Origin of the sequence: Streptomyces sp. NBC_00984, from assembly GCF_045162475.1 — a bacterium.
Lineage (GTDB): Bacteria > Actinomycetota > Actinomycetes > Streptomycetales > Streptomycetaceae > Streptomyces.
In genome coordinates, this window is the sequence record NZ_CP108734.1 from 8,204,074 (window position 1) to 8,227,967 (window position 23,894).

General features: G+C 72.5%; 24 protein-coding genes, 1 pseudogene and 1 riboswitch. Of the genes and pseudogenes, 19 read left to right on the plus strand and 6 right to left on the minus strand.

Annotated elements, in window-relative coordinates; genetic code table 11:
- Window positions 1–23 precede the first annotated feature (23 nt).
- Entirely contained in the window at window positions 24–1,664 is a 1,641-nt protein-coding gene (gene pgm / locus OG520_RS36450; protein WP_406015958.1) for a phosphoglucomutase (alpha-D-glucose-1,6-bisphosphate-dependent), read from the minus strand.
- Window positions 1,665–1,877: 213 nt separating this feature from the next.
- Here pgm and OG520_RS36455 point away from each other — a divergent pair, with 213 nt between their 5' ends.
- The 3 genes from OG520_RS36455 to OG520_RS36465 all read left to right on the plus strand — a co-directional run bounded on the left by OG520_RS36455 (window position 1,878) and on the right by OG520_RS36465 (window position 4,532).
- Window positions 1,878–2,360 (plus strand): GNAT family N-acetyltransferase, encoded by a 483-nt coding sequence (locus OG520_RS36455; protein WP_406015959.1) that lies wholly within the window; start codon window positions 1,878–1,880, stop codon window positions 2,358–2,360.
- Between the two features lie 134 nt (window positions 2,361–2,494).
- A complete protein-coding gene (locus OG520_RS36460) occupies window positions 2,495–4,153 on the plus strand; it encodes a glycoside hydrolase family 13 protein (RefSeq protein ID WP_406015960.1) in 1,659 nt (552 codons plus the stop codon).
- Between the two features lie 61 nt (window positions 4,154–4,214).
- Window positions 4,215–4,532, plus strand: a complete 318-nt coding sequence (locus OG520_RS36465; protein WP_266423729.1) for a cupin — start codon at window positions 4,215–4,217, stop codon at window positions 4,530–4,532.
- Here OG520_RS36465 and OG520_RS36470 read toward each other — a convergent pair.
- On the minus strand, window positions 4,522–5,790 hold the full coding sequence (locus OG520_RS36470; RefSeq protein ID WP_399335728.1) for an MFS transporter: 1,269 nt from the start codon (window positions 5,788–5,790) through the stop codon (window positions 4,522–4,524). The genes OG520_RS36465 and OG520_RS36470 overlap by 11 nt on opposite strands.
- A gap of 80 nt (window positions 5,791–5,870) precedes the next feature.
- Between OG520_RS36470 and OG520_RS36475 the strand changes: the two genes are divergently transcribed.
- Window positions 5,871–6,758 carry a LysR family transcriptional regulator gene (locus OG520_RS36475; RefSeq protein WP_399335726.1) on the plus strand — a complete coding sequence of 296 codons (888 nt, stop codon included), beginning with the start codon at window positions 5,871–5,873 and terminating at the stop codon, window positions 6,756–6,758.
- A gap of 30 nt (window positions 6,759–6,788) precedes the next feature.
- Here the strand turns inward: OG520_RS36475 and OG520_RS36480 are convergent, their stop codons facing one another.
- Window positions 6,789–7,010: a hypothetical protein gene (locus tag OG520_RS36480; RefSeq protein ID WP_406015961.1), complete on the minus strand. Its 222-nt coding sequence runs from the start codon at window positions 7,008–7,010 to the stop codon at window positions 6,789–6,791.
- Here OG520_RS36480 and OG520_RS36485 point away from each other — a divergent pair.
- Window positions 7,009–7,341, plus strand: coding sequence for a hypothetical protein (locus OG520_RS36485; protein ID WP_406015962.1), 333 nt, complete (start codon window positions 7,009–7,011; stop codon window positions 7,339–7,341). The two genes, OG520_RS36480 and OG520_RS36485, sit on opposite strands and share 2 nt — an antisense overlap.
- Window positions 7,342–7,502: 161 nt before the next feature.
- On the opposite strand, the gene OG520_RS36490 is transcribed toward OG520_RS36485, so the two are convergent.
- The gene (locus OG520_RS36490; protein WP_406015963.1) at window positions 7,503–7,949 is read right to left on the minus strand and encodes an HIT family protein; all 447 of its coding nucleotides are present in this window, start codon (window positions 7,947–7,949) and stop codon (window positions 7,503–7,505) included.
- 264 nt (window positions 7,950–8,213) lie between these two features.
- Between OG520_RS36490 and OG520_RS36495 the strand changes: the two genes are divergently transcribed.
- The 4 genes from OG520_RS36495 to OG520_RS36510 all read left to right on the plus strand — a co-directional run bounded on the left by OG520_RS36495 (window position 8,214) and on the right by OG520_RS36510 (window position 10,939).
- Window positions 8,214–9,095 carry an ABC transporter substrate-binding protein gene (locus OG520_RS36495; protein ID WP_406015964.1) on the plus strand — a complete coding sequence of 294 codons (882 nt, stop codon included), beginning with the start codon at window positions 8,214–8,216 and terminating at the stop codon, window positions 9,093–9,095.
- Between the two features lie 139 nt (window positions 9,096–9,234).
- Window positions 9,235–9,489 (plus strand): type B 50S ribosomal protein L31, encoded by a 255-nt coding sequence (locus OG520_RS36500; RefSeq protein ID WP_399335717.1) that lies wholly within the window; start codon window positions 9,235–9,237, stop codon window positions 9,487–9,489.
- A gap of 335 nt (window positions 9,490–9,824) precedes the next feature.
- Window positions 9,825–9,992 carry a hypothetical protein gene (locus tag OG520_RS36505; protein ID WP_406015965.1) on the plus strand — a complete coding sequence of 56 codons (168 nt, stop codon included), beginning with the start codon at window positions 9,825–9,827 and terminating at the stop codon, window positions 9,990–9,992.
- A gap of 14 nt (window positions 9,993–10,006) precedes the next feature.
- Window positions 10,007–10,939 carry a carbohydrate kinase gene (locus OG520_RS36510; RefSeq protein ID WP_406015966.1) on the plus strand — a complete coding sequence of 311 codons (933 nt, stop codon included), beginning with the start codon at window positions 10,007–10,009 and terminating at the stop codon, window positions 10,937–10,939.
- A gap of 40 nt (window positions 10,940–10,979) precedes the next feature.
- Here OG520_RS36510 and OG520_RS36515 read toward each other — a convergent pair whose 3' ends face one another.
- The gene (locus OG520_RS36515; RefSeq protein WP_406015967.1) at window positions 10,980–12,272 is read right to left on the minus strand and encodes a hypothetical protein; all 1,293 of its coding nucleotides are present in this window, start codon (window positions 12,270–12,272) and stop codon (window positions 10,980–10,982) included.
- A 198-nt stretch (window positions 12,273–12,470) separates the two neighbouring features.
- Between OG520_RS36515 and OG520_RS36520 the strand changes: the two genes are divergently transcribed.
- The 7 genes from OG520_RS36520 to OG520_RS36550 all read left to right on the plus strand — a co-directional run bounded on the left by OG520_RS36520 (window position 12,471) and on the right by OG520_RS36550 (window position 20,626).
- Window positions 12,471–13,748, plus strand: a complete 1,278-nt coding sequence (locus OG520_RS36520; RefSeq protein WP_406015968.1) for a beta-ketoacyl-[acyl-carrier-protein] synthase family protein — start codon at window positions 12,471–12,473, stop codon at window positions 13,746–13,748.
- Between the two features lie 13 nt (window positions 13,749–13,761).
- Complete coding sequence (locus OG520_RS36525; RefSeq protein ID WP_406015969.1) at window positions 13,762–15,612, plus strand: acyl-CoA dehydrogenase; 1,851 nt, start codon at window positions 13,762–13,764, stop codon at window positions 15,610–15,612.
- A gap of 259 nt (window positions 15,613–15,871) precedes the next feature.
- Window positions 15,872–16,150 carry an acyl carrier protein gene (locus OG520_RS36530; RefSeq protein WP_399335704.1) on the plus strand — a complete coding sequence of 93 codons (279 nt, stop codon included), beginning with the start codon at window positions 15,872–15,874 and terminating at the stop codon, window positions 16,148–16,150.
- Entirely contained in the window at window positions 16,147–17,370 is a 1,224-nt protein-coding gene (locus tag OG520_RS36535; RefSeq protein ID WP_406015970.1) for a beta-ketoacyl-[acyl-carrier-protein] synthase family protein, read from the plus strand. Before OG520_RS36530 ends, OG520_RS36535 begins: the two co-directional genes overlap by 4 nt.
- Before the next feature lie 79 nt (window positions 17,371–17,449).
- Window positions 17,450–17,641: riboswitch (cobalamin riboswitch) on the plus strand.
- A 35-nt stretch (window positions 17,642–17,676) separates the two neighbouring features.
- Entirely contained in the window at window positions 17,677–18,744 is a 1,068-nt protein-coding gene (locus OG520_RS36540) for an ABC transporter substrate-binding protein (RefSeq protein WP_406015971.1), read from the plus strand.
- A 23-nt stretch (window positions 18,745–18,767) separates the two neighbouring features.
- Complete coding sequence (locus OG520_RS36545) at window positions 18,768–19,832, plus strand: FecCD family ABC transporter permease (RefSeq protein ID WP_406016648.1); 1,065 nt, start codon at window positions 18,768–18,770, stop codon at window positions 19,830–19,832.
- Entirely contained in the window at window positions 19,829–20,626 is a 798-nt protein-coding gene (locus tag OG520_RS36550) for an ABC transporter ATP-binding protein (RefSeq protein ID WP_406015972.1), read from the plus strand. Before OG520_RS36545 ends, OG520_RS36550 begins: the two co-directional genes overlap by 4 nt.
- A gap of 176 nt (window positions 20,627–20,802) precedes the next feature.
- Here OG520_RS36550 and OG520_RS36555 read toward each other — a convergent pair whose 3' ends face one another.
- A complete protein-coding gene (locus OG520_RS36555) occupies window positions 20,803–21,861 on the minus strand; it encodes a PRC and DUF2382 domain-containing protein (protein WP_406015973.1) in 1,059 nt (352 codons plus the stop codon).
- Between the two features lie 417 nt (window positions 21,862–22,278).
- Here OG520_RS36555 and OG520_RS36560 point away from each other — a divergent pair, with 417 nt between their 5' ends.
- From OG520_RS36560 to OG520_RS36570, 3 genes and pseudogenes are all read left to right on the plus strand, one after another.
- Entirely contained in the window at window positions 22,279–22,584 is a 306-nt protein-coding gene (locus OG520_RS36560; protein ID WP_406015974.1) for a hypothetical protein, read from the plus strand.
- Between the two features lie 69 nt (window positions 22,585–22,653).
- Window positions 22,654–22,983, plus strand: a pseudogene (locus tag OG520_RS36565) (alpha/beta hydrolase); the annotation flags it as partial.
- A 155-nt stretch (window positions 22,984–23,138) separates the two neighbouring features.
- Window positions 23,139–23,861, plus strand: a complete 723-nt coding sequence (locus OG520_RS36570; RefSeq protein WP_399335686.1) for an adenosylcobinamide amidohydrolase — start codon at window positions 23,139–23,141, stop codon at window positions 23,859–23,861.
- The last annotated feature ends 33 nt before the right edge of the window (window positions 23,862–23,894 follow it).

Below are 23,894 nucleotides of genomic sequence, written 5' to 3' on the forward strand. Positions count from 1 at the left end.
CCCGAGGGCGGCCCCGGCCGGACTCAGGCCTCCAGGGCCGCGGAGACCACGGCCCTGGCCTCCTCCTGCACCCGGCCGAGATGGTCGGCGCCCAGGAAGGACTCCGCGTAGATCTTGTACACGTCCTCGGTGCCCGAGGGGCGGGCGGCGAACCAGGCGTTCTCGGTGGTCACCTTGATGCCGCCGATCGGCGCGCCGTTGCCGGGCGCCCGGGTCAGTACGGCCGTGACCGGTTCACCGGCCAGGGTGTCGGCCGTGACCTGCTCGGGTGAGAGCCGCGCGAGCACCGCCTTCTGCTCGCGGTCGGCGGGGGCGTCGATCCGGGCGTACGCCGGCTCGCCGAACCGGGCGGTGAGCGCGGCGTAGTGCTCGGACGGGGACTTGCCCGTCACCGCGAGGATCTCCGAGGCGAGCAGCGCCAGGAGGATGCCGTCCTTGTCGGTCGTCCACACCGATCCGTCGCGGCGCAGGAACGAGGCTCCGGCGGACTCCTCGCCGCCGAACCCGAGCGAGCCGTCGGCCAGGCCGTCCACGAACCACTTGAAGCCGACCGGCACTTCGACCAGCTCACGGCCCAGACCGGCGGCGACCCGGTCGATCATCCCCGACGAGACCAGCGTCTTGCCGACCCCCGCGGAGGCCGGCCACTGCTCGCGGTGCGCGTACAGGTAGTCGATGGCGACGGCGAGGTAGTGGTTCGGGTTCATCAGCCCGGCGTCCGGTGTCACGATGCCGTGCCGGTCGGCGTCGGCGTCGTTCCCGGTCGCGATCTGATAGCGGTCGCGCTGCCCGATCAGCGAGGCCATCGCGTACGGCGACGAGCAGTCCATCCGGATCTTTCCGTCCCAGTCCAGCGTCATGAACCGCCAGGTGGGGTCGGTCAGCGGATTGACCACCGTCAGATCGAGCCGGTGCTGTTCGGCGATCCGGCCCCAGTACGCGACCGACGCGCCGCCCAACGGGTCGGCGCCGATACGCACTCCGGCCGTGCGGACCGCGTCCAGGTCGAGCACGGACGGCAGGTCGGCCACATAGGTGCCGAGGAAGTCGTACGTCCCGGTGGTCGACGCCGCCCGTGCGCGGGCGTACGGCAGCCGGCGTACGTCCTTCATCCCGGCGGCGATGATCTCGTTGGCCCGCTCCTGGATCCAGCCGGTGGCATCGGACCCGGCGGGGCCGCCGTTCGGCGGGTTGTACTTGAACCCGCCGTCGCCGGGCGGGTTGTGGGAGGGCGTGACCACCACACCGTCGGCGAGCCGCGCCATCCGGCCCCGGTTGTGGCCGAGGACGGCGTGCGAGACCGCCGGCGTCGGGGTGTAGCCGTCGGCCGGATCGATGAGCACGGTCACGTCGTTGGCGGCGAACACCTCGACGGCGGTGATCCGGGCCGGCTCCGACAACGCATGGGTGTCGGCACCGAGGAAGAGCGGCCCGTCCGTGCCCTGGCGCGCCCGGTACTCGCTGATCGCCTGGCTGGTGGCGGCGATGTGGTCCTCGTTGAACGCGGTGGCCGTGGACGACCCGCGGTGACCGGAGGTACCGAACGCCACCCGCTGGTCCGGCTCGGCCGGGTCCGGGTGCAGCGCGTAATACGCCGTCACCAGCCGGGCCACATCGATGAGATCCTCCGGCCGGGCCGGCTGTCCAGCTCGTTCGTGCGGCATCTGCCCACTCCTCCGTATCGGTCGGTCGCTTCGGTCTTCCCGCCACATTTTCGCGGGTGGCCCGCACCGCCCCGCGACTGCCCCGCCCGGACGGACGGGCCGAAACCCGCTGGCGGCCGCGACGGGACCGGGCATAGGTTCGTCCACGATCATGAGCAGTCCACCGCGGACTGCGCGAAGCGGCGGGTTTCCGGCCGGACCAGGAGGGACGAGATGGCACCGAACGATCTTGCGCCGGACAGCCGGGTGGAGCTGCGCGGGGCCACCGCCGAGGACGCCGGGCCGCTGACCCGGCTCTTCCTCGACTCGCGCGCCGCGTCCATGCCGTACCTGCCCAAGGTGCACAGCGACGAGGACACGCTCGCCTGGATGACCCATGTCGTCCTGCCCGGAACGACGGTGCGGATCGCCGAGACCGGTGCCGGGGAACCGCTGGGCTTCGCCTCCCTCGACGGAACCGAGCTGGAACACCTCTACCTGCGCCCCGACGCACGGCGCCGGGGCATCGGCTCACTGCTCCTGGCCGAGGTGCGCGAGCTCTCGCCCGAGGAGCTCACGCTGTACGTCTTCCAGCGCAACACGGACGCCCGTGCCTTCTACGAGCGGCACGGGTTCACCGCGGTCGGGTTCGACGACGGCAGTCGCAACGAGGAGCGGGAACCGGACGTCAGATACCGGTGGACGGCGCACGGCTGACACGGTCCGCCGTCCGGGACGAGGATCCGGCCGGAGGCCGAGGTGTTGATCTCCTCCGTGTGCGGTGGTTGAGTGTGCCGCGTCCCGGCGGAGCCCCTGCCGAGGGCGCTGTGTCAGCTCCCCGCGAGAGGAACATGTACGTGGCAGTCGGCCCCGCGCCCCGGGACACCGCGGACTGGTGGCGAGACGCCGCCATCTATCAGATCTACGTACGCAGCTTCGCCGACGGCGACGGGGACGGAACCGGCGATCTCGCCGGCGTGCGCGCCAAGCTGCCGCACCTCGTCGAACTGGGCGTGGACGCGATCTGGTTCACGCCCTGGTATCTGTCGCCGCTCGCCGACGGCGGGTACGACGTGGCCGACTACCGCACCATCGACCCCGCGTTCGGCAGTCTCACCGAGGCCGAGGGACTGATCGCGGACGCCCGTGGACTGGGCATCCGCACGATCGTCGACATCGTCCCCAACCACGTCTCCGACCAGCACGCGTGGTTCCGCGCCGCCCTGGCCGCCGGGCCGGGCAGCCCCGAGCGGGAACTCTTCCACTTCCGGCCCGGTCGCGGCCCGGACGGCGAACTCCCGCCCAACGACTGGGTCTCCGAATTCGGCGGCGTCCCCTGGACCCGGCTCGCGGACGGCGAGTGGTACCTGCACCTGTTCGCCGCCCAGCAGCCCGACCTCAACTGGGCACATCCGGCGGTCCGCCAGGAGCACGAGGACGTGCTCCGCTTCTGGTTCGACCGGGGTGTGTCGGGCATCCGGATCGACTCGGCGGCCCTGCTCGCGAAGGATCCCGCACTGCCCGACTTCGTCGCGGGCCGCGACCCCCACCCGTTCAGCGACCGCGACGAACTCCATGACATCTACCGCTCATGGCGGGCCATCGCGGACGAGTACGGGGGCGTCTTCGTCGGTGAGGTCTGGCTCCCGGACAGCGAGCGCTTCGCCCGCTATCTGCGCCCCGACGAACTGCACACCGCCTTCAACCTCAACTTCCTGGCCTGCCCCTGGGACGCCGGGCGGCTGCGCGCCACGATCGACGACACGCTCGCCGAGCACGCCGCGGTCGGCGCCCCCGCCACCTGGGTCCTGTGCAACCACGACGTGACCCGGACCGCCACCAGGTACGGCCGCGAGGACACCGGATTCGCCTTCGGCGCCAAGACCTTCGGCACGCCGACGGACCTGGCACTGGGCAGCCGACGGGCCCGCGCCGCGGCCCTGCTGTCGCTCGCCCTGCCCGGCGCGGTCTACCTCTACCAGGGCGAGGAACTGGGACTTCCGGAAGCCGATGTCCCGCGCGACCGGATCCAGGACCCGATGCACCTGCGCTCGGGCGGCACCGACCCGGGACGCGACGGCTGCCGGGTACCGCTTCCGTGGTCGGCGCAGGCACCGTACGCCGGATTCGGCTCCACCACGGAGCCATGGCTTCCGCAGCCGGCCGGCTGGTCCTCGTACGCCGCCGACCGGCAGAGCACCGACCCGGAGTCGATGCTCAGCCTCTACCGCGAGGCGCTGCGGCTGCGCCGGACCGAGCCCGGCTTCCGCGCGGCGGGGGCCGGTGGCCGGCAGCTGACCTGGCTGCCCTCCGCACCCGGCGTCCTCGCCTTCACCCGCACCGGCGGACCGGCCTGTGTGGTCAATCTGGGGGAGGATCCCGTGGAACTGCCCGAGGACACGGACACCCTCCTCCTCAGCGGCCCGCTGGACGAGCAGGGGTGGCTCCCGCGAGACACCGCGGCCTGGCTGCGGCCGTACGACCGCCCCTCCGGGCAGGCGGACGGATGATCCGCGCGGCCGGGCGGGCGGCAGGATCGCGGGGGGACGGGCACTGCGGCAGAGTGGGCACATGGACGATCTCAATGCCCTCGCCGACGAGCATCTGACCGCGGCCCGAGCCTCCGCGCACGGCCGCAGCGCCCACCGCCTGCTGCATGAGGAACCCCTGAGACAGACCGTCATCGCCCTCACCTCGGGTTCCGCCCTCGACGAGCACAACGCCCCCGCCGCGGCCTCCCTCCAGGTGCTCCGCGGCAGGGTCCGTCTCACGGCGGCCTCCGGCGATGTGGAGCTGAGCGCCGGATGGCTCCAGCCGATCCCGCAGGAACGGCACGGGCTGCTGGCACTGGAGGACGCCGTGGTGCTGCTGACCGCTGTCAACGACTGACGGTGACGGCGCCGGGACGTGCGGCGGAGGCCGCCCGTACGCGCTCCAGGATCCACAGCACCAGGCTGCCCGCGGCGAGCGCACCGCCCAGGAGGCAGATGCCGCTCCAGCCCGCCCTGGACCAGACCACCGAGGCGAGTGCCGCTCCGGCCGCCCCGCCCATGAAGAAGAGCGTCATGAACGCGGAGTTGATCCGGTTGCGGGCCTCCGGGCGGAGCGCGTAGATCACGTTCTGGCTGCTGTTGAGTCCTGCCTGCTGGGCGATGTTCAGCAGGATCACGCCGACCGTCAGCCACAGCAGGGACGACTCACCGGCCAGCAGCGGCAGCCAGGCGAGCGTGAGGAGCGCGGCCGCCGTTCCCGATACGGCCTGCACCCGGCCGCGGTCGCTCAACCGGGCCGCGATGTTCATGCCCACCACACCGATGACGCCCACCAGACCGAAGAGCCCGATGGCGGCCGCGTTCCAGTGGAAGGGCGGCCGGGTCAGCAGGAACGTCAGCGCGGTCAGCTGCACGCTGTACGAGGCCATGGAGAACGCGCCGATGGCCGCCCGTCGGCGCAGCAGGGGCTCCTCCCGCAGCAGGGCCAGGGTGGAGCGCAGAAGCCCGGTGTACGACATCGTGGACGTGGAGCGTGGCCGGGGCAGGCGGGGGAGCCGGTTGTGCAGAAGTATCGCCATGGCGGCCATCAGCAGCGCGTTCACCCAGTACACGGTCCGCCAGCCGCCGAGCTCGGACAGCGCGCCGGCGGCCAGCCGTCCGAACAGCCCGCCGAGCAGCACGCCGGACATGACGACGCCGACGATCCTGCCGCGCTCGGCCGGAGCCGCGAGGGCCGCCGCGAACGGCACCACGACCTGGGCACCGACGGAGGCCAGCGCGGTCAGCAGCGTGCCCGCGATCAGCCACGGGCCGGTGGGAGCGGCGGCCGTGACCAGGAGGAAGAATGCGGTGAGCCCGAACAGGCCCACGGCGAGCCGTCGTCGGTCCATGACGTCGCCGAGCGGGACGAGCAGAATCAGCCCCAGCGCGTATCCGGCCTGGGCAGCGGTGACGATCAGCCCCGCCGCGGTGACACCGATGTGCAGATTCACCTCGATGATGTCGAGGAGCGGCTGCGCGAAGTAGTTCCCGGCGCAGGAGAGGGCGGCGGCGAGAGCCATCAGCAGAACCAGACCGCGCCCGAGCGACGGCGGTTCGGAAAGTGCGGCGCGGGGCACGGCCCGGCTGCGGGTTTCGTGAGTGGAGTGAGCCATGTGCCCCAGCGTCCGGGATCGACCATCCATGAGTCCAACACATGTTTTTCATTCCATCGATCGTGGTTCACGATGGATGGATGGAACTTCAGCAGATGCGGTACGTCGTCGCGGTGGCGGAACTGGGCAGCTTCACGCGCGCCGCGAAGCGGTGCCTGGTCGTCCAGTCGGCCCTGAGTCATCAGATCGCCCGGCTGGAGAAGGACCTGGGGGCCAGGCTCTTCGACCGCACCAGCCGTCAGGTACGGCTCACCGCGGCGGGCGAGGCCTTCCTGCCGGAGGCCCGGCAGGCGCTGGACGCGGCGGAGCGGGCCCGCGCCGAGGTCGCCGCGACGGCGGGGGAGGTCCGCGGGCGCCTCGCGGTGGGCGCCATTCCGACCGTGGCCTCGGTCGACATCCCGGCGGCGCTGCGGGTGTTCCACCTCCGCTATCCGAAGGTGCACATCGTCCTGCGGGACGGGGCGAGCAAGGACCTCGTCCAGGAGGTGCGGGACGGGACGCTCGACGTGGCGTTCCTGGGCGTGCTGCCCAGCTACCGGCCGAAGGGCGTGAGCGATCACGAGCTCGCCACGGGCGAACTGGTCGCCGTCGTGGCGCCCACCCACTCCCTGGCCGGGCAGGCGGAGGTGGGTCTCGACCGGCTGGCGCAGGAGATGTTCGTCGACTACCCCGACGGCACCGCGGCACGGGCGCAGTCGGAGGAGGCGTTCGCGGCGGTGGGCCTCACCCGCGAGGTGGCGTTCGAGGTCAGCGGCACCGACTTCATCGTCCGGCTGGTACGCAGCGGGCTCGGCATCGCCATGCTGCCGGCCGCCTTCGCGGCGGAACTGACCGGCGTGCACGTGCTGCCCGTCCGCGACGCCCCCGCACGCACGGAGCGCCTGGTCTGGAGCCGCTTCCGCCCCACCCCGGCCGCCGCGGCGTTCCTGACCGGACTCGGTGTCGGCCCCGATGCCGGGACCGGCTGACGGGCCCTGTCCCGGTGCCCGGAGCACGGCTCAGTGGCAGGGAGCCGCCGGATGCGGGAGCAGGCGCAGGAGGGCCGATACGGCGACGGCCGCTGCGAGGTCGAGGGCCAGCGCAGCGGTCAGGGCGTGCCCGTAGGCCGCGACACCCGTGTGGACGCCCTCGCCCAGCGTGCCGTAGAAGACCACGCCGAGGACGGCCACCCCGACCGAACCGCCGATCTGCTGTCCGGTCGACAGCACGCCCGAGGCCATGCCGAAGCAGTACCGCGCCGGTGCGGACCGGCACACCGGCGACCCTGCATTCGAGCGCCTGAGCGCCGACCTGTACCGGAAGAGCGAGGCGTTCCGCATGTGGTGGGACACGCACGATGTCGCCGACTTCCGTCCCGCGCGCAGGACGTTCGACCATCCCCGGCTGGGAAGGCTGACGTTCGACTACGTGAAGCTGGCGGCGGTGGACGCACCGGGAGTCACCCTGGTCTCCTGTTTGCCGTCCGACGACGAAACGGCCGCGAAACTACCGGAGTTGAGCGGATGCGCGGAGTACCTGCCCACCTCGTCCCCCGGTCCCGGCGACCGCTGAGCGCGTCACCCTCCACGCTCCAGCCCGCCACCTCAACTCTGAACTGGGCACCGACTTCTGGGCCGGAATGCATCTCGGGCCCGGTGCGTGCGCTCACAAGGCGATCTTCCGTCGCGCGGCTGAGCCACCGGTGCTCAGCCGCGGAGTCGTACGGGACCGGACTATCCCCGGAGCGCCGCGCGCAAGCGCTCGCCCATTGCCGCGGCTTCCTCGTCCGTGGGGGACAGCACGCCGTTCTCGGCCATCAGAGCGTGAAACTGCTGTCGCCGGTACGGAGTTCCCGCAGGGAGGCCGGCGATGTGCCAATGGAGATGCGAGTTTCCCTGCTGGCTTCCGAGGGACAGCAGGTATGTGCGCTCGGGCTTCACCACCGCTTCCACCGCCAGGGCCACCTTCCGGACCACGGACATCAGCCGCAGGTATGCGGACTCGTCCAGATCGCGGACGGCGTGCTCGATGTGGGCCTTCGGGGCCACGAGCACCTTGCCCGGCACCGTCGGATACCGGTCGAGGAACGCGATGTGCTCGTCGTCCTCGTACACCGTGACGTGCGCGGCACCAGGGGCACCCGCCACGAACTCGCAGACGAAGCAAGGGCCGTTGCGCACCCGGGCCTCATAGGCTTCGAGGTCATGGGATCGCTGTTCCGGTGACACGCTCTTCCTCTTTGTCGGTCCGCCGGCACCGCAAGGTGCAGTTGGCCAAGCATAGGTTCCACGGGCGACGTCACCGTGCCCGACGCGATCGGGCCCGGCATGCGCCGGGGTGCCTGCCGGGCCAACAGGTGGGGTGTGGCCGGAGTTTGGTGGGCAGGTACTGGTGTACGACCCCGGAGCGCGGGGCGCAGTGACCGGTGGCGAGAGGCGTGTGACGTGAGCGAGCGGACCGTGTGGCAGTTCTCCGACGATCGTGGACAGTTGTCGACCGCCGGGCGGCGCCCGGAGCGGGTGCTCGCCTATGTCCAGGCCGGAGCGACCCTGTGGGACCACGGGATTCGCCCGAGCGCGATATTCGGCTCCGATCACGACGACCGGGCCGTACCGGACGCGGCGAAGACCGGTTCGCTTCCGTTGGCCGAGGTCGGCTACCTCGGTGCGGGCAGCACCCTGGACGTGGAAACCCTGCTGAGCGGTGAGCCGGATCTCGTCGTGGCGGTCAGCTACGGCGGCGGCCATGTCTACGGGATCGCCGCGGAGACCGCCAAGCATCTGGAGGAGCACGTCCCGGTCGTCGTCATCGACGTGGGGCAGGCGCGCACCCTCGCCGAGATCGGTGACCGGTTCGCCCTGCTCGCCCGCTCGCTCGGTGCCGAGGAGCCCGAGACGGCGACACAGGACCTGGACGCCGCTCGGCACCGGCTGCGCACGCTCGTGGCCGGTGGGGACGGGCCCCGGGTCGTCGCCCTCTCCCCGGCCGGGCAGGAACAGACACATCTCGCCCGCCCCCGGATGTGGCCCGAGCTGCGCGTGCTGGCCGAGCTGGGTGTCGGCATCGTCGAGCCGGCCGAGGGGCCCGGCCTGAACTGGTCCACGGTCGGCTGGGCGGAAGCGGTGGCCCTGCGCCCCGCGGTGGTCCTCGCCGACGTCCGGGCCAACGCCACGCCGCTCGGCGAGCTGCGGACGAACGCGGACTGGTCGGCGATCGAGGAGGCCGCCCGGGTGGTGCCGTGGAACCCGGAGCCGGTGTGCAGTTCGCGGGCCCACGCACGGTTCCTGACGCTCGTGGCCGAGGCGCTGGAGGCGGCCGGGCGCTGAGCCGGAAGGTCGGCGTACGCCCGTACGCGTGCCCGGCGACGCCCCCCGTACGGACGTGTCCGATCGCGCGGGCCGTACGGGTTCGCGAGGCTGGACACGACCGCCCCGCGCCGACCCCCGTACGTCCCCAGGAGCAGGCATGCAGCAGGACAAGCACCCTTCCTACCGTCCCGTCGTCTTCCGTGACCGTTCGGCGGGCTACGCCTTTCTGACCCGGTCCACCGCGTCGAGCGAGCAGACGATCGACTGGGACGACGGCAACAGCTACCCCGTCATCGACGTGGAGATCTCCGCCGAGAGCCACCCCTTCTTCACCGGGAAGGCGCGCGTCGTCGACTCGGAGGGGCAGGTCGCCAAGTTCGAGCGCCGGTACGGGGGCAAGGACGCCTCCTGACCTGCTTGCGGACCCGTGTCCCCCGCCCCCGTCGAGGGGGCGGGGGACACGGGTCTGTCACAGCTCCTACTGCGTGTTCAGCGCCCCGACCGGCGAATGGAACGGCCGGAGCGTGGCCTTCTGCGCCGCCGGAGGCGCGGCCCGCATCGTCACGCTGACCGTCCACCGGCTCCGCGATGTCTTCCGGGTGACGGACACCGACCCCGAACCGCCCCCGGGCCCGCGGGGCGGCGCGTTCCGCGGCGGCGGACTCGGCGACCTCACCGTCGTGCCGGCCGGGCGCTGGACGACCACCGGCGCCGGCCGCCGAGGCACCCCTGCTGGGCCGCGCGGGGGTGAGCCTCCCGCTGCTGATCAGGGCCCGCGGCGCGCGGACCGAGGCGTTCGTCGACGGCCGGCAGGTCATCGATGCGACCGACACCCACCACACACGCGGCAGGATCGGGCTCAATGTGTTCGGGGGCCGCGCCGCCCACCAGGACACGTTCGTCACCGCACTGTAGGAGACTCCGTTCCCATGCCCGAAAGACTCGACCTGCTGGTCATCGGTGAATGCGTCGCCGACATCGTCCGGCTGCCGGATGCGGCCGATCAGGTCCACCCGGGCGGCAGCCCGGCCAACGTGGCGTACGGTCTGGCCCGGCTCGGGCACGGCGCCACCCTGCTCACCCAACTCGGCCCCGACGACAACGGCCGGCTGATCAGGGACCATCTCGCCGGCGCCGGCGTCGAGGTCCGCACGGACGAGGCCACGGCCCCCACCCCGTCCGCCGCTGTCACCCTGGACGGCGCCGGCCGGGCCGCGTACACCTTCGAGATCGGCTGGACGCTCGGCCCGGTCGCCCTGGACCGGCCACCGCACCACGTCCACACCGGCTCGATCGCGGCGGTGATGGAGCCGGGGGCGGCCACCGTCCTCGGCGCCGTCGAATCGCTGCGGACGGCCGCAACCGTCAGCTACGACCCCAATGTGCGGCCGGAGCTGATGGGGGACCACGCGTCCGCCGTCCGCCGGGTCGAGCGGTGCGTCGCGCTCAGCGATGTGGTGAAGGCCAGCGACGAGGACCTGGAATGGCTGTATCCGGGCCAGGAGCCGGAACAGGTCGCCGAGCGCTGGCTGGCCACCGGTCCGGCGGTCGTCCTCGTCACCCGGGGCGGCGACGGCGCGCTGGCCGTGCTGCCCGGCGGGCGGGTGACGGTCGACGCGCTGCCCACCGAGGTGGTCGACACGGTGGGGGCGGGCGACGCCTTCATGTCGGGCACCCTGCATGCCCTCGCCGCGCACGGGCTGCTCGGCGCGGACGGCCGGGAGCGGCTGCGCTCGCTGGACCGGGTCCGGACGGCCGACGTCCTGCGTCACGCGGCGGCCTCCGCCGCGGTCACCGTCGCACGGGCAGGCGCCAACCCGCCGGACGAGGCGGAGTTGGAGGCGGCACTCGCCCGGAGCTGAACACGTCCTGGTCGGGGGAGGGGCGCCCGGGAGCCCTTGCTCACCCGGGCACCACCAGGTGCGGGCGGCTGTCGTCGTCGAGGAACTCGACGACGGCGAGAACGAACAGCGCGCACAGCGCGATCCACACGGTGACCAGACCGGTCGGCCGGTCCCACACCACCAGGACCGCGGCGGCCACCACGACCACCGTCCAGTTCAGCGGGCGCCTGGCGCGGTGCACCCACCGGCCGACCGGGCCGCCGGTGAAACCGGCCGCGTCCCGTACCGCACCGATGCCGCCGCTCCACATCGCCGTCACCCGGGTGGCGGCGCGGCCGTCACCGGTGAGCCACGCGGCGAGGGCCACCACGATGCCGAGCGTGACGACCATACGGACCAGGGCACGCATCCGGCCGACCAGAGCGTCGAAGACCGAACCGGCCGCCGGCTGCGACACCCCGGACGGCAGGCTGTCCAGATAGAACCCGCGGCCCACCCACAGGGCCAGGCCGAGCACCGCGGCACCGGCCGCGACCGCGAGCGCCGTCGTGATCAGGGCGCGGCGGCGGCGCACCGCGAGGAGGACCCCGCCCGCGGCCAGCACCAGAGTGACCAACGGCAGCCAGAACCCGATGATCTGGAGGGCCCGGAACCACTTCTTGGCCTTGCCCACCGAGTCGGAGGTCAGCACCGTGAAATCGGTGTGGATCTCGGGGAGTTTCGCCGCGACGCCCAGCCCTCGGTCGACGAGGCGTTGCTTCACCCGGTCGATGACCGGTGCGAGGTCGATGGTGACGGTGTCGTCGGTGAGCTTCACCGCCCCGCCGCCGCTTCCGGACAGCGCCTTCACCGCGGCGGACTGGGCGGTCCGGTTGAGGTCGGTCCAGATCCTCGCGAAGGCGTCGCCGGCGAGGAACTTCTCCACGGTCCCGTGCACGAAGTTCGAAATGCCCGTGGTGAGGGGACCGTTCAGCTTCGACAGCGCCTTGTCGAGAACCGGCCGGTCGGCGGGGGAGACATCGGCCAGCAGGGTCTTCACATCCAGGTGCTGCATGACGGCACCGGTGACGCGATCGGTCACCGCGGTCTGCACATCGTGGTCGGAGGCGAGCGGCGCCATCATCGCCACATAGTTGTCGGTGTCGCCGATCTGGTTCTTCGCCCAGGTGGAGACGATGCTCAGTGGCGTGAGGACGGCCGCGACGAGGACGAGCAGCACGGCGAGGAAGGAACGGGCCCGCGGCCGGTGCCGCGTCGGGGCACGGGCCTCCAGCACGGCCACCCTGGCGCGCAGCGCCTCCAGCTCGGCACTTTCCTCCGGGGGCTTCGGCTGATCACGGTCCGCTTCCATCCCTCCAGGGGATGGCCTGCTGCCGCGCACGGCACGGCGGACTGCTGTGGACGGGTGAACCCGGTCACCGTGACGTGCGGCACCGTTCGGTCCGCCGGAGGTATCGATGACCCTTTCGGCTCATTGGCCGCATCCTCGCCGGGGCTACTGCCGTTCGACAACCGGTAGGCGTGATCGATTACGGAGGAGGGGGCGGACATGACGCGGGTCGACAAGGACGTCGCGGTGACGGGACTGGGCATGGTGACTGCCGCGGGCGCGGACGAGCACTCCTTCTGGGAGGGGCTGTGCGCCGGTGTGTCCATGGCCCGCAGCTGCGAGGAACTGGCCGGACTGCCGGTCGACTTCGGCTGTCCGGTGGACGGGATCGACCTGGACGAGGCGGTCGGCGGGCGTGCGGTGTGGCGGATGGCGCGGTTCGTGAAGATGGCGCTGGTCGCCGCCCGCCGGGCGGTGGCGGACGCCGGTCTGTCGCCGGAGCGGTGGGACGGCGACCGGGTCGCGGTGGTGCTCGGCGTCGGGGTGGGCGGGGTGTCCGTGCTCGTCGACAACGTACGCAGGCTCGACGACGGCGGAGCGGACGCGGTGTCGCCGCTCCTGGTCCCGATGATGATGCCCAACGCGGCGGCCGGGGAGGTGGCCATCGCCCTGCGGGCCCACGGCCCCAGCCTGGCCCCGGCGACCGCCTGCGCGTCCGGGGCGACGGCCCTCGCCGTCGCCCGCGACCTGCTGCTGAGCGGCCGGTGCGATGTGGTGGTGGCGGGCGGTGCGGAGGCCGTACTGACCCCGCTGGTGGTGAGCGCCTTCGCCGGAATGGGCGCGCTCTCGCCGCGCACCGGAGATCCGTCGGGGGCGTCGCGGCCGTTCGCCGCGGACCGGGACGGGTTCGTGATCGGCGAGGGCGCCGCCGTGCTCGTACTGGAACGGACGGCCGATGCGCTCGCCCGGGGCGGACGGCCGCGCGCCCTGCTGACCGGTGCGGGTTCCGCCACCGATGCCCATCACCCCACGGCCCCGGACCCGGACGGCGGCGGCGCGCGCAAGGCCGTCGAGGCCGCGCTGCGCGAGGCGGGCTGGGCGGCCCACGAGGTCGACCACATCAACGCGCACGGCACGTCGACCCCGCTGAACGACGCGATGGAGACCGCGCTGATCTCCGGGCTCTTCCCCCACCGGCCGTCGGTGACCGCCCCGAAGGGCGTGCTCGGGCACACCCTCGCGGCGTCCGGGGCGATCGAGGCGGTCGCCACCGTTCTGACCCTGGAGCACGGCCTCGTCCCGCCGATCGCCAACCTGGACTCGCTGGCGGACGGGTTCGATCTCGACTGCGTGGTCAAGGAGCCCCGGATCCAGCAGGTCGAGCGGGCGCTGAGCCACTCCTTCGGCTTCGGCGGACACAATGTCGTACTCGCTTTCCAACGCGTCGACGCGGACGGCCCGCCACCCGCGGAGCCGGGTGTCCTAGCCGTTGCTTGATCGTTATATTTTTATGACCGCAACGATCGACGGCCCTTCCACGGAACGGTCCACGGACCTCCTCACCGGTGTGCTCCTCGGCGACAACTTCCGCCGGGAGCACGGTTTCTGGCAGCGGCTGATCAGCACCGAACCCTTCCGCCGCCCGGACCGCAGCACGACCGAGGAACGCCTGGCTCTCACGTACGAGCGGCTGCGCGTCCTCAACGACTGCCTGGACAGCGGCGCCCGGCTGGCCGCCGACCACCGCGCCCTCGCGGCCCTGCACGAATGGCTGGGCCCGGTGGACCCGGCGCTGACCACGGTGGCGGGCATCCACTACAACCTCTTTCTCGGCAGCCTCCTCGACCACGGCGGCGACCGCGATCTGTCGGACTTCCTGAGGCTGCGGCGCATCGGCACCTTTCTCTGTACGGAGGTGGCACACGGCAACGACGCCGCGGCCGTCGAGACCACGGCCGAGTACGACCGCGAGCGCGACGGATTCGTGCTCCGCACACCGCACGCCGGAGCCCAGAAATTCATGCCCAACACCAGTCCGGCGGGCGGCCCCAAGACCGGGCTCGTGGCCGCGCGGCTGCTCGTCGACGGCGCCGATCAGGGGGTCTTCCTCTTTCTCGTACCGCTCACCGACGGTGTACAGGCTCTGCCCGGCGTACGGATCCGCAGGCTCCCCACCCGCACCGGCAGCCCGGTGGACCACTGCCTGACCTCCTTCGGCCAGGTCTTCGTGGAACGCGCCGCGCTGCTCGGCGGGGACCACGGACGGATCGGTGCGGACGGCGAGTTCAGCAGCACCCTCGACAACCGAAGGCGTCGTTTCCTCGCATCGATCGGGCGGGTCACCTCCGGCAAGATCTCGATGACGGCCTGCGCGGTCGGCTGCGCGCGGGCCACACTCGCCGTCGCCGTCCGCTACGGCGGCCACCGGTACGTCTCGGGCCCCCGGGGCTCGCGGCAGGTGCCGGTGATCGCCCACCGCAGCCACCACGGACCGCTCGCGTCCGCCACGGCCACCGTCTTCGCGATGAGCCTGCTGCACCGCAGGGCCCTGGACCGCTGGGAAGGGGGCGGGCAGCGGGAGGAGGCGGAGCGCCTGGTCGCCGTCGCCAAGGGGTGGGTCACCTGGCAGGCCAGGTCCGTGATCGTCGAATGCCGTGAACGCTGCGGCGCCCAGGCGCTCCTGGAGAACAACGGCATGAGCGAACTCCTCACCGGAGTGGAGGGCGCCATCACCGCCGAGGGCGACAATATGGCCATCCACGCCAAGGCGGCCGCGGAGATGCTCTTCGCCACCGCACCGGGCGGGCCCGAGGCTTCCTCCGGCGGCGGACCCGGCGAACTCGACGACCCCCGGTTCCTCGGGAGACTGCTCGCGGAACTGGAGCGGATCTGGTTCGGCCGGGCCCGGGAGCGGATGCGCCTCGCACCGCACGGTGACCCGCTCGCGCGGTGGAACGTGGCGTCCGGGCCCGCCCTGCGCGGCGTCGAGGCCCACGCCCAATGGCAGGCGGCCGAGGCGTACGAGGAAGCGGTGGCCGCGCTGCCCGAGGGGCCCGCCCGCGAACGGCTCGGCGAGCTGCAACGGCTCTTCGCGCTCGACCGGATCGCCCGCAACAGCGGTGATCTGCTGGCAGCGGGCCTGTTGACCGCCGACCAGGTCAATGAACTGCCGGACCGGGTGGAAGAGCTCATCACCATGGTCGCCGCCCAACTGCCCGACCTCGTCGAGTCCTTCGCGCTGCCGCCGGAGCTGCTCGCCGACTGGCCCATCGCCGGAGCCGACTACATGGCTGCCTACGACGATCCGGGAGCCGCCTGGCGGACGGGCGGGGACCGGGCGACGGTTGAGGACGAGCGGTGAGGGCCATGACGAGGAGGGGAACAGCTGTACGGGGTCACCGGATCAGGGAGGCGGCCGGGGCTCTCGGAGTCCGGGTTGTCCTGCTGGCCTACTGGGGTACGACGTCCGTCCTGGCCCGGTGGTGCGGGGAGCGCGGGGAGGACGGTGCCGAATCGGTTCGGCACAAGGCGTAACTGGAGGCACTCCACCCAGTTGATTCGGCGTCGGGACGGTGTCACCGGCGGCCCGACAGCCGGACCGAATGATGGAGAGAAAGCTCATGAGTACGATTCATCCCAAGATCACCGAGGTTCTGACACACACCTTCAAAGTGCCCGTTGCCGAGATCCACCCGGGCTCCACGATGGACAGCCTGGAGATGGACTCCCTCGCCGTCGCCGAGTTCGCCGTCCTCATCAGGGAGACGGCCGGCGGCAACCGGGACTTCGACCAGCTCCCCAAGGACGCGACGCTGGCCGACATCACACGGTTCATCGACCCGGCAGCCGGCCGCGGCGCGCGGGTGGGCGGCGGGACCGCGATGAGTAACGCCCGATGAACAGGCCGGCCGTCGCCGTCACCGGCCTGGGCATGATCACCCCGGTCGGCAACGACACCGAATCCACCTGGCGGGGCGTGTGCGCGGGCGTGTCACCGGCCCGTACCGTCGCCGAGCTCGAAGGGTGCGCGATCGACTTCGCGTGCATGGTCGACGGCATCGACCTGGACGCCGCGATCGGCGGCCGTGCGTCCTTCCGCATGGGGAAGTACGTGAAACTCGCCGTGCTCGCCGCCCGGGAGGCGGTCGCCGACGCGGGGCTGGACCCGGCCCGGTGGGAGGGCGCCCGGGTCGCGGTGGTCGTCGGCACCAGCAGCGGGGGTTCCGCCTCGCTGACCGAGCAGGCCGTCGTGCTCGACCGGTTCGGAGCAGGGGCCACCTCGCCCTCGGGCATCCTGCTCACCATTCCCAACATGCCCGCCGCCGAGATCGCGATCCAGCTGCGGGCCACCGGACCCAGCATGGCCCCGTGCACCGCCTGTTCGTCCGGCGTCACCGCGCTGTCCGTCGCCCGCGACCTCCTGGTCACCGATCAGTGCGACATCGCTGTCGCCGGAGCCACCGAGTCGATCGTCTACCCGGCCGCCATGGCCGGGTTCGCCAGGTCCGGAGCCGGGGCCCGGACGGACGGCGACCCGGCCACGCTGTGCCGTCCCTTCGCGGCCGACCGGGCCGGTCTGGTCATGGGCGAGGGCGCGGCCGTCATGGTGCTGGAACGGGTGGAAGACGCCGATGCCCGGGGCGCGGCCCCACGGGCGCTGCTCGCCGGTACCGGCGCCACCACCGACGCCTACCACCCCATCAGTCCGCATCCGTCCGGCACGGTCGCCCAGGCGGCGGTGGAGGCCGCGCTGCGCGATGCGGGCTGGGCGGCCGAGGACGTCGAGCACGTCAACGCACACGGCACGGCGACCCCGGTCAACGATGCCACCGAGGCCGCCCTCATCGCCCGGGTCTACCCGCACCGGCCGCCCGTCACCGCCCCCAAGGGTGTACTGGGGCACTGCATGGGGGCGGCCGGAGCGATCGAGGCCGGACTCACGGTCCTCACGCTCCAACGCGGAGTCGTACCACCGATCGCCAACCTGGACGCCCCGGCGCCCGAGTTCGACATCGACTGCGTCACCGAACAACCGCTGCGGCAGCCCATCCGGCGCGCCGTCAGCCATTCCTTCGGCTTCGGCGGACACAACGCCGTCATCGCCCTTCAGCGTCCGTAGGCATCCGGCAGGTGGTGCGACGGGACACACAGCCCGGCGTACCACCGGCCACACCCCCCATGAGCTGCGCAGAGCCTCGTGATAGCTTGCCGGAGCCAGTCGAACTCCACGTCATGGGGTCAGGGAATCCGGTGAGAATCCGGAACTGACGCGCAGCGGTGAGGGGGACGGGCGGGGCCACGGCCACTGGGACCACCCTCGGGTGTCCTGGGAAGGCGTCCCGTCCGAAGGAACCCGAGTCCGAAGACCTGCTGGCGCCCGCGACCCGGCACCGGGCCGCGGAACTCCGTACAGCGGGCTCCGCGCATGAGCCCAGAGACGCAGAGGGACTCCGTGCCGTCCATAGCCAGCCCCGTCCGCATCATGGCCCTGCTCTCGGCGGGACTCGTCCTGCTGACCGCCTGCGGAGGCGGAACCGACGACTCCGCCGCGAAGCCGGACTCCGCGGACGGATACCCGGTGACGCTGAAGAACTGTGGACGCACCGTCACCGTCGAAGCCGCGCCACGGCACGCCGTCTCGGTGGACCAGGGATCGACGGAGATCCTGCTCTCCCTCGGCCTCGCCGACCGGATGGCCGCCACCGCGACCTGGACCGACCCGGTGATGAAGGGCCTGGAGAAGGCCAACGCCGAAGTGCCCAGGATCGCGGACAACCGGCCGTCGTCGGAGAAGGTCCTCGACCGCGAGCCCGACTTCGTCAGCGCGTCGTTCGAATCGACGCTCGCCAAGGGCGGCGTCGCACCGCGCGAACAGTTCGAATCGCTCGGCGTCCCCACCTATGTCTCGCCCGCCGACTGCACCGGCAAGGACAACAGTGGCGGCGGCGACGGCGCCCGTACCGCCCCGCTGACCATGGACAGCGTCTACGGCGAAGTGCACGAACTGGCCGAGGTGTTCGGCGTACCGAAGCGCGGTGACGCGCTCGTGGCGCAGCTGCGGGCCCAGGTGACGAAGGCGACCGAGGGCATCGACGCCTCCGACGCGACCCTCCTGTACTGGTTCTCCGACTCCAAGGCCCCGTACCTGGCCGGCTGCTGCGGAGCACCCGGGATCATCACCGAAGAGCTCGGCGCGAAGAACGTCTTCGACGACACCCATGAGGAATGGCCCCAGATCAGCTGGGAGACCGTCGCCGACCGCAACCCCGACGTCCTGGTCGTCGGCGACCTGACCCGCAAGGCCCAGACCGCCGAGAGCGCCGCGAAGAAGATCGAATTCCTGGAGTCCAACCCCGTCACGAAGAACATGGACGCCGTCAGGCACAAGCGGTACGTGCTGCTGAGCGGCCAGTCCATGAACCCGTCCATCCGGACGGTCGAGGGCATCGAACGCGTGGCAGCCGGACTGCGCAGGTTCGGGCTCGCCGGGTGACGGGGACCGTACGGGGCACGGCGGTGGCCGCGCCGCCCGCCCCCGCCACCCCCCTCCGCGCCACGACGGGCGTACGGAGACTGCGCGGCGGGGCCCTGTGGGTCTGCGGCGCCGCGTTGCTCGTCATCTCCGTCGCGGTCGCCGTCACCATCGGCCCCGCCCGGATCTCCGTGGCCGACGTCTGGTCCGCGGTGGCCTCCCACCTCGGCTGGGGCCGTTCACGGCTCTCCCCGATCCGGGACGGCATCATCTGGAACCTGCGGATGCCGCGCACCCTGCTCGCCGCGGTGTGCGGTGCCGGGCTCGCGGTGTGCGGCACCGTCATGCAGTCGCTGCTCCGCAATCCGCTCGCCGACCCGTTCGTCCTCGGTGTCTCCTCCGGAGCGTCCACCGGCGCGGTCGTGGTCGTCGTCCTCGGCGTCGGCGGGGGAGCGGTGTCGATCTCGACCGGCGCGTTCGTCGGAGCGCTGTGCTCGTTCGCCCTCGTGCTGCTGCTCAGCCACATTCTGGGCGGCACGACCGACCGGGTCGTGCTCTCCGGTGTCGCGGCCATGCAGCTGTTCTCCGCGCTCACCTCCTTCGTCGTGATGACCGCCGCCGACGCCGAGCAGACCCGCGGGGTGCTGTTCTGGCTGCTCGGCTCGCTCAGCGGGGTCGGCTGGACCGATGTGTGGATCTGCTCCGCCGTCCTCGTCGTGACCCTGCTGATCTGCCTGGCTCACGCCCGTACGCTCGACGCCTTCGCGTTCGGGCAGGACGCCGCAGCCACGCTCGGCGTCCATGTCGCGCGCACCCGGATCGTGCTGCTGTGCACGACCGCACTGCTGACCGCCGCACTCGTCAGCTCGGCCGGTGCCATCGGCTTCGTCGGTCTGGTGCTGCCGCACGCCGCCCGCGCCCTCGCGGGTTCCGGGCACCGGCGGCTGCTGCCGGTCACGGCCCTGGCCGGGGCGGTGTTCCTGGTCTGGGTCGACACCCTCGCCAGGACGGTCCTCGACCCGCAGGAGGTGCCCGTGGGCGTGGTCACCGCGCTGATCGGCGTACCCGCGTTCGTCCTGGTCCTGTACCGCACCCGGAGGACCGCATGACGGGGGCGGCCACCTCGGGACTGCGTGCCGAACGGGTCGGCCGGGCGGCGGGCGGCCGCCTCATCCTCGACGGGGTCGACCTCGCCCCGCCGCCCGACGCCACCGTGGGGCTGATCGGACCGAACGGATCCGGTAAAACGACTCTGCTGCGGGTGCTGGCGGGCATCCTCGCCCCGGAGACCGGCGTGGTCACCCTCGACGGACAGCGGCTCGCCGGGATCGGCCGCCGCACCGTGGCCCAGCGGATCGCCGTGGTCGACCAGCACGCCGTCACCCAGGTCGAGCTGAGCGTGCTGGACGTCGTACGGCTCGGGCGCATCCCGCACCGCAGGGCCTGGTCGGCACCGACTGCGGAGGACGACGAAGCGGTGTGCGAAGCACTCGCGCGGACCGGCCTCGCCGACCGCGGCGACCAGTCCTGGCACACCCTTTCCGGCGGCGAGCGCCAACGCGTCCAGATCGCGCGGGCGCTGGCCCAGCAGCCGCGCGAGCTGCTGCTCGACGAACCGACGAACCACCTCGACATCCAGCACCAGCTGGAACTCCTCGCGCTGATCGCCTCCCTGCCGCTGACCGGTGTGATCGCCCTGCACGACCTCAATCTGGCCGCGATGTTCTGCGACCGGATCGTCGTGCTGAAGGAGGGGCGGGTGGTGGCCGCCGGCACCCCCTCGGAGGTGATCACCGAGGAGCTGATCGCCGACGTCTACCGGGTCACGGCACGCGTCACGCCGGACGGGCCGGACGGGAGGCCCTCGGTGCGTTTCCTGCCGGAGCGTCCTGCGGGGACGTAGGGCCTTTCGTTCTGGATCATGGATCATGCCGGGCGCGTGGGCCGTGCCGGGCTGGTGGAGCATGCCGGGACCGCCGCCGTGGCGGGGCCCCGACAGCGAGAGGGCGGACCCCGGCACGACACGGGTCCGCCCTCATTCTCCGGGCGCGGCTGTCCGCCGCGGTGCGCGGGACGGGGTCAGCGGCGGCGTCCCTGGCCGAATTCGCCGCCGATGTCCTTGCCGCCGATGTCCGCGCCGTCCGTGTAGTCGATCTGCTCCTTGCGGAGTTCGGCGGAGACCTCCTTCTGCTCGGTCACCTTCTTGGTCTCCATCCGCACCCGCTCGACGGGCACGGTCTCCTTGCGCGTGGTCGCACGTTCCGCGTGCAGGGTGACCTCGACGTCCTGCTCGCGGATGGCGGCACGTTCCGCGGCCTGGTCGCCGGGCTTCAGCGGCTCGCGGATCAGGCGCACCTCTTCGTGCGTCACGGGTACGGTCCTGGTGACGTTCTCGGTGACGACGTACTTGTGCAGCCGTGCCGTCCCGCTCTCGTACTCCTCGGTGCCGACGAGCAGCTGTTCCTCGGAACGGATCATCTCCTCCTTGCCGCCCAGGTCGGCGGCGGACCGCTCGGAGCCCGCCCCGGCGCCGACGAGGGGACGCGAGGCGCCGGCCGCCCCGGTGTCTCGGTGCTTGCCCTGGCCCGTGCCGGTCCCGCCTGCTGCCATCCCGGACGAGGTGGTGCGGGCCGTGCCCGTACCGGAGGCGGTGGTGCCGGTCATGGCCGTCTTGTCGGACCCGGTGGTGCGTCCGGCGCCGGCCGCCCCCATGGCCCCGGCTCCGGCGGCTCCCGCCGCCCCCATGGCCGTGGTGCCCTTCCCGGACGCTGTCGTGGTTCCCGTGTCCGTACGGCCGCCGAGCTTGGCGGTGGTGTTCCTGGCGAGGCCGTAGTGCTTGTAGAGCTCTTCCTCCTCCGCCACGGACAGATGCGCGTCCGCGTCCACCCGAGGGGCTTCCTTGACCCGGTCCTTCGGATGCGAGATGTGCAGATCGGATCCCACGCGGCGGGCTCCGGCAAGCGGAACGAAACTCTCCTTCATGCCGAACAGGCCGGTCTTCACCGTGATCCAGTCCGGTCGGCCGGTGTTGTCGTCGACATACACCCGGCCCACACTGCCGACCTTCTCGCCGTCGGTGTCGTACACCGTCAGACCGTCGAGCTCTCCGGAATCCGTGAAACCGTCAGCGGCTCCCATGACCGATTCCTCCTCGTCCGGGCGCGTCCTGTGGCTGGGGCCATCAGAGGAGGCGCGTCCGCATTCCATCGCGCCTCACCCGGATGGACGCTGCAACCTCCCGGGCCGCGGCGGCCGGCTGCCGCATGCTCGACGGTTGGGCGGTGACCGCCTGCCACGGCGCTGTGCGCCCCGTTCCCGTGTTACGCCATTCGGGTGAGGTGCGGAGGCTGCGCGCCGGGCCTTCGGGCCTGGGGCGGGACCGGGGCCGGGCGGGCGGGGTGGCGCGGGGCCGGTCCTTCCCGGAGGTGCCGGAACGGCAGGGTGCCGGAACGGCAGGGTGCCGCCGGGCAGGCCGCCGCGCCACGAAACCGGGGGATCCGCCCGGCGTTGTACCCGGCGTGAACACGCTGCGCCTGGATCGGCGGCGAACCGTGGGTGGCCGCGGCGCACACCGACGGCAGCGTCCTCGGCCCGTCCATCTGCCTGGACGGCGTGGCCATCGAGGAGAACGGGCGCTACGTGCACCCGGAGCTCGTCGAGATCTGCCGAGAGCTCGGCGTCGCCGGCTACTGGCCCGGTACGAGCGGGCGGACCCGGCCCGCCCGCGGCCTGTCCGGAGCACCATCCGGGCTCCGGGCCCCGATCCTTCCGGACGGTCCCGGGCCCGGGACCGTCCGGAACCCGGACCAGTGGCGGGCGGGCCCGCACCACCCCCGGTGCGGGCCCGCCCGCCACCCGTGAAACCGTTCTGCGACCAGGCCCTGATCCGCCGGACAGGCCCCTGCCCCGCGCAACGTGAAAGGAGCGCCCATGTCCACCCCCGCCCCCGTCTCCTACCGCCACGGCGGCCTGGTCTGCACCGACCACACCCTCGACGTGCCGCTCGACCACCACACCCCCGACGGTCCCACCATCGGCCTGTTCGCCCGCGAAGTGGTCGCCGCGGGCCGGGAACACGAGAACCTGCCCCGCCTGCTCTGGCTCCAGGGCGGACCCGGCGGCCGCGCCGAGCGTCCCAACGCGGCGGGCGCCTGGCTGCGCCGCGCCCTCGCCGACCACCGCGTCGTCCTGCTGGACCAGCGCGGCACCGGCCGCTCCACCCCCGCGGACGCCCACGACGGGGTGCGTGCCGACGCCGCCGTGCTGGACCGGCTGATCGCCATGGCCCGCGGTCAGGGCCTCTCGTCCGGACCGGGCCGGGGCACGCGAGCCCGGCATGATCCGGACGAGAGACCCGATGTCCGACCTTCCGTGCCGGGGCGGAGCACCTGCGGGAGCGCCCCGCCCCGCCACATATGATCGACGGGCCACGTGCCGACCGTCGTCCTGCCGCGCCACCGGGGGTGCCCATCCGTTCCGTACGCAGCCGGCTGCCCGAACAGCGCGGTGAACTGCTGGCCCGTCACGAGGACGGTGCGGACCTGCACCATCTGGTGTGGCGGCTCGGGCCGGGGTGGCGGGTCTGCGGCAGCGCCGTGCTCGGCGGCGGCATCGGTCCGCGCGACTGGATCCTCAACGCCCAGGTGCCCGGTGGCTATCCGCGCCTGGACCCCGACCGCCACCTCGCCGAGATCGCCGCCGCCGAACACCTCACCGGACCCGGTGCCGGGCTGATGACGGCCGCCGACGTGACCGCGTACACGGTCGCGGCCGACGAGGGCGTGACGGCGACCGCCACCTGCGGACTCGGCGTACGCGGCTGGGCCGCCGCCCCGGCGGAGGGCACCGGGGGGCCGCCGCGTCCGGGCACGATCAACATCGTCGTCACCCTCCCCGTGCCGCTCTCCGACGCCGCGCTCGTCAATGCCGTCGCCACGGCCACCGAGGCCAAGGTCCAGGCGCTCCTGGACGCGGGTCTCGACTGCTCGGGCACCCCCACGGACGCCGTCTGCATCGCCGCGCCCTCCCCGGGACCCGCCTCCGCCGAGCCCTTCGCGGGACCGCGCTCCCGCTGGGGCGCGCGACTCGCCAGGGCCGTGCACGCTGCCGTCCTCGAAGGCGCGCTCCGGCAATCCTGAGAACTCACAGCGCCGCGGGCCGGCCCGGGGCGC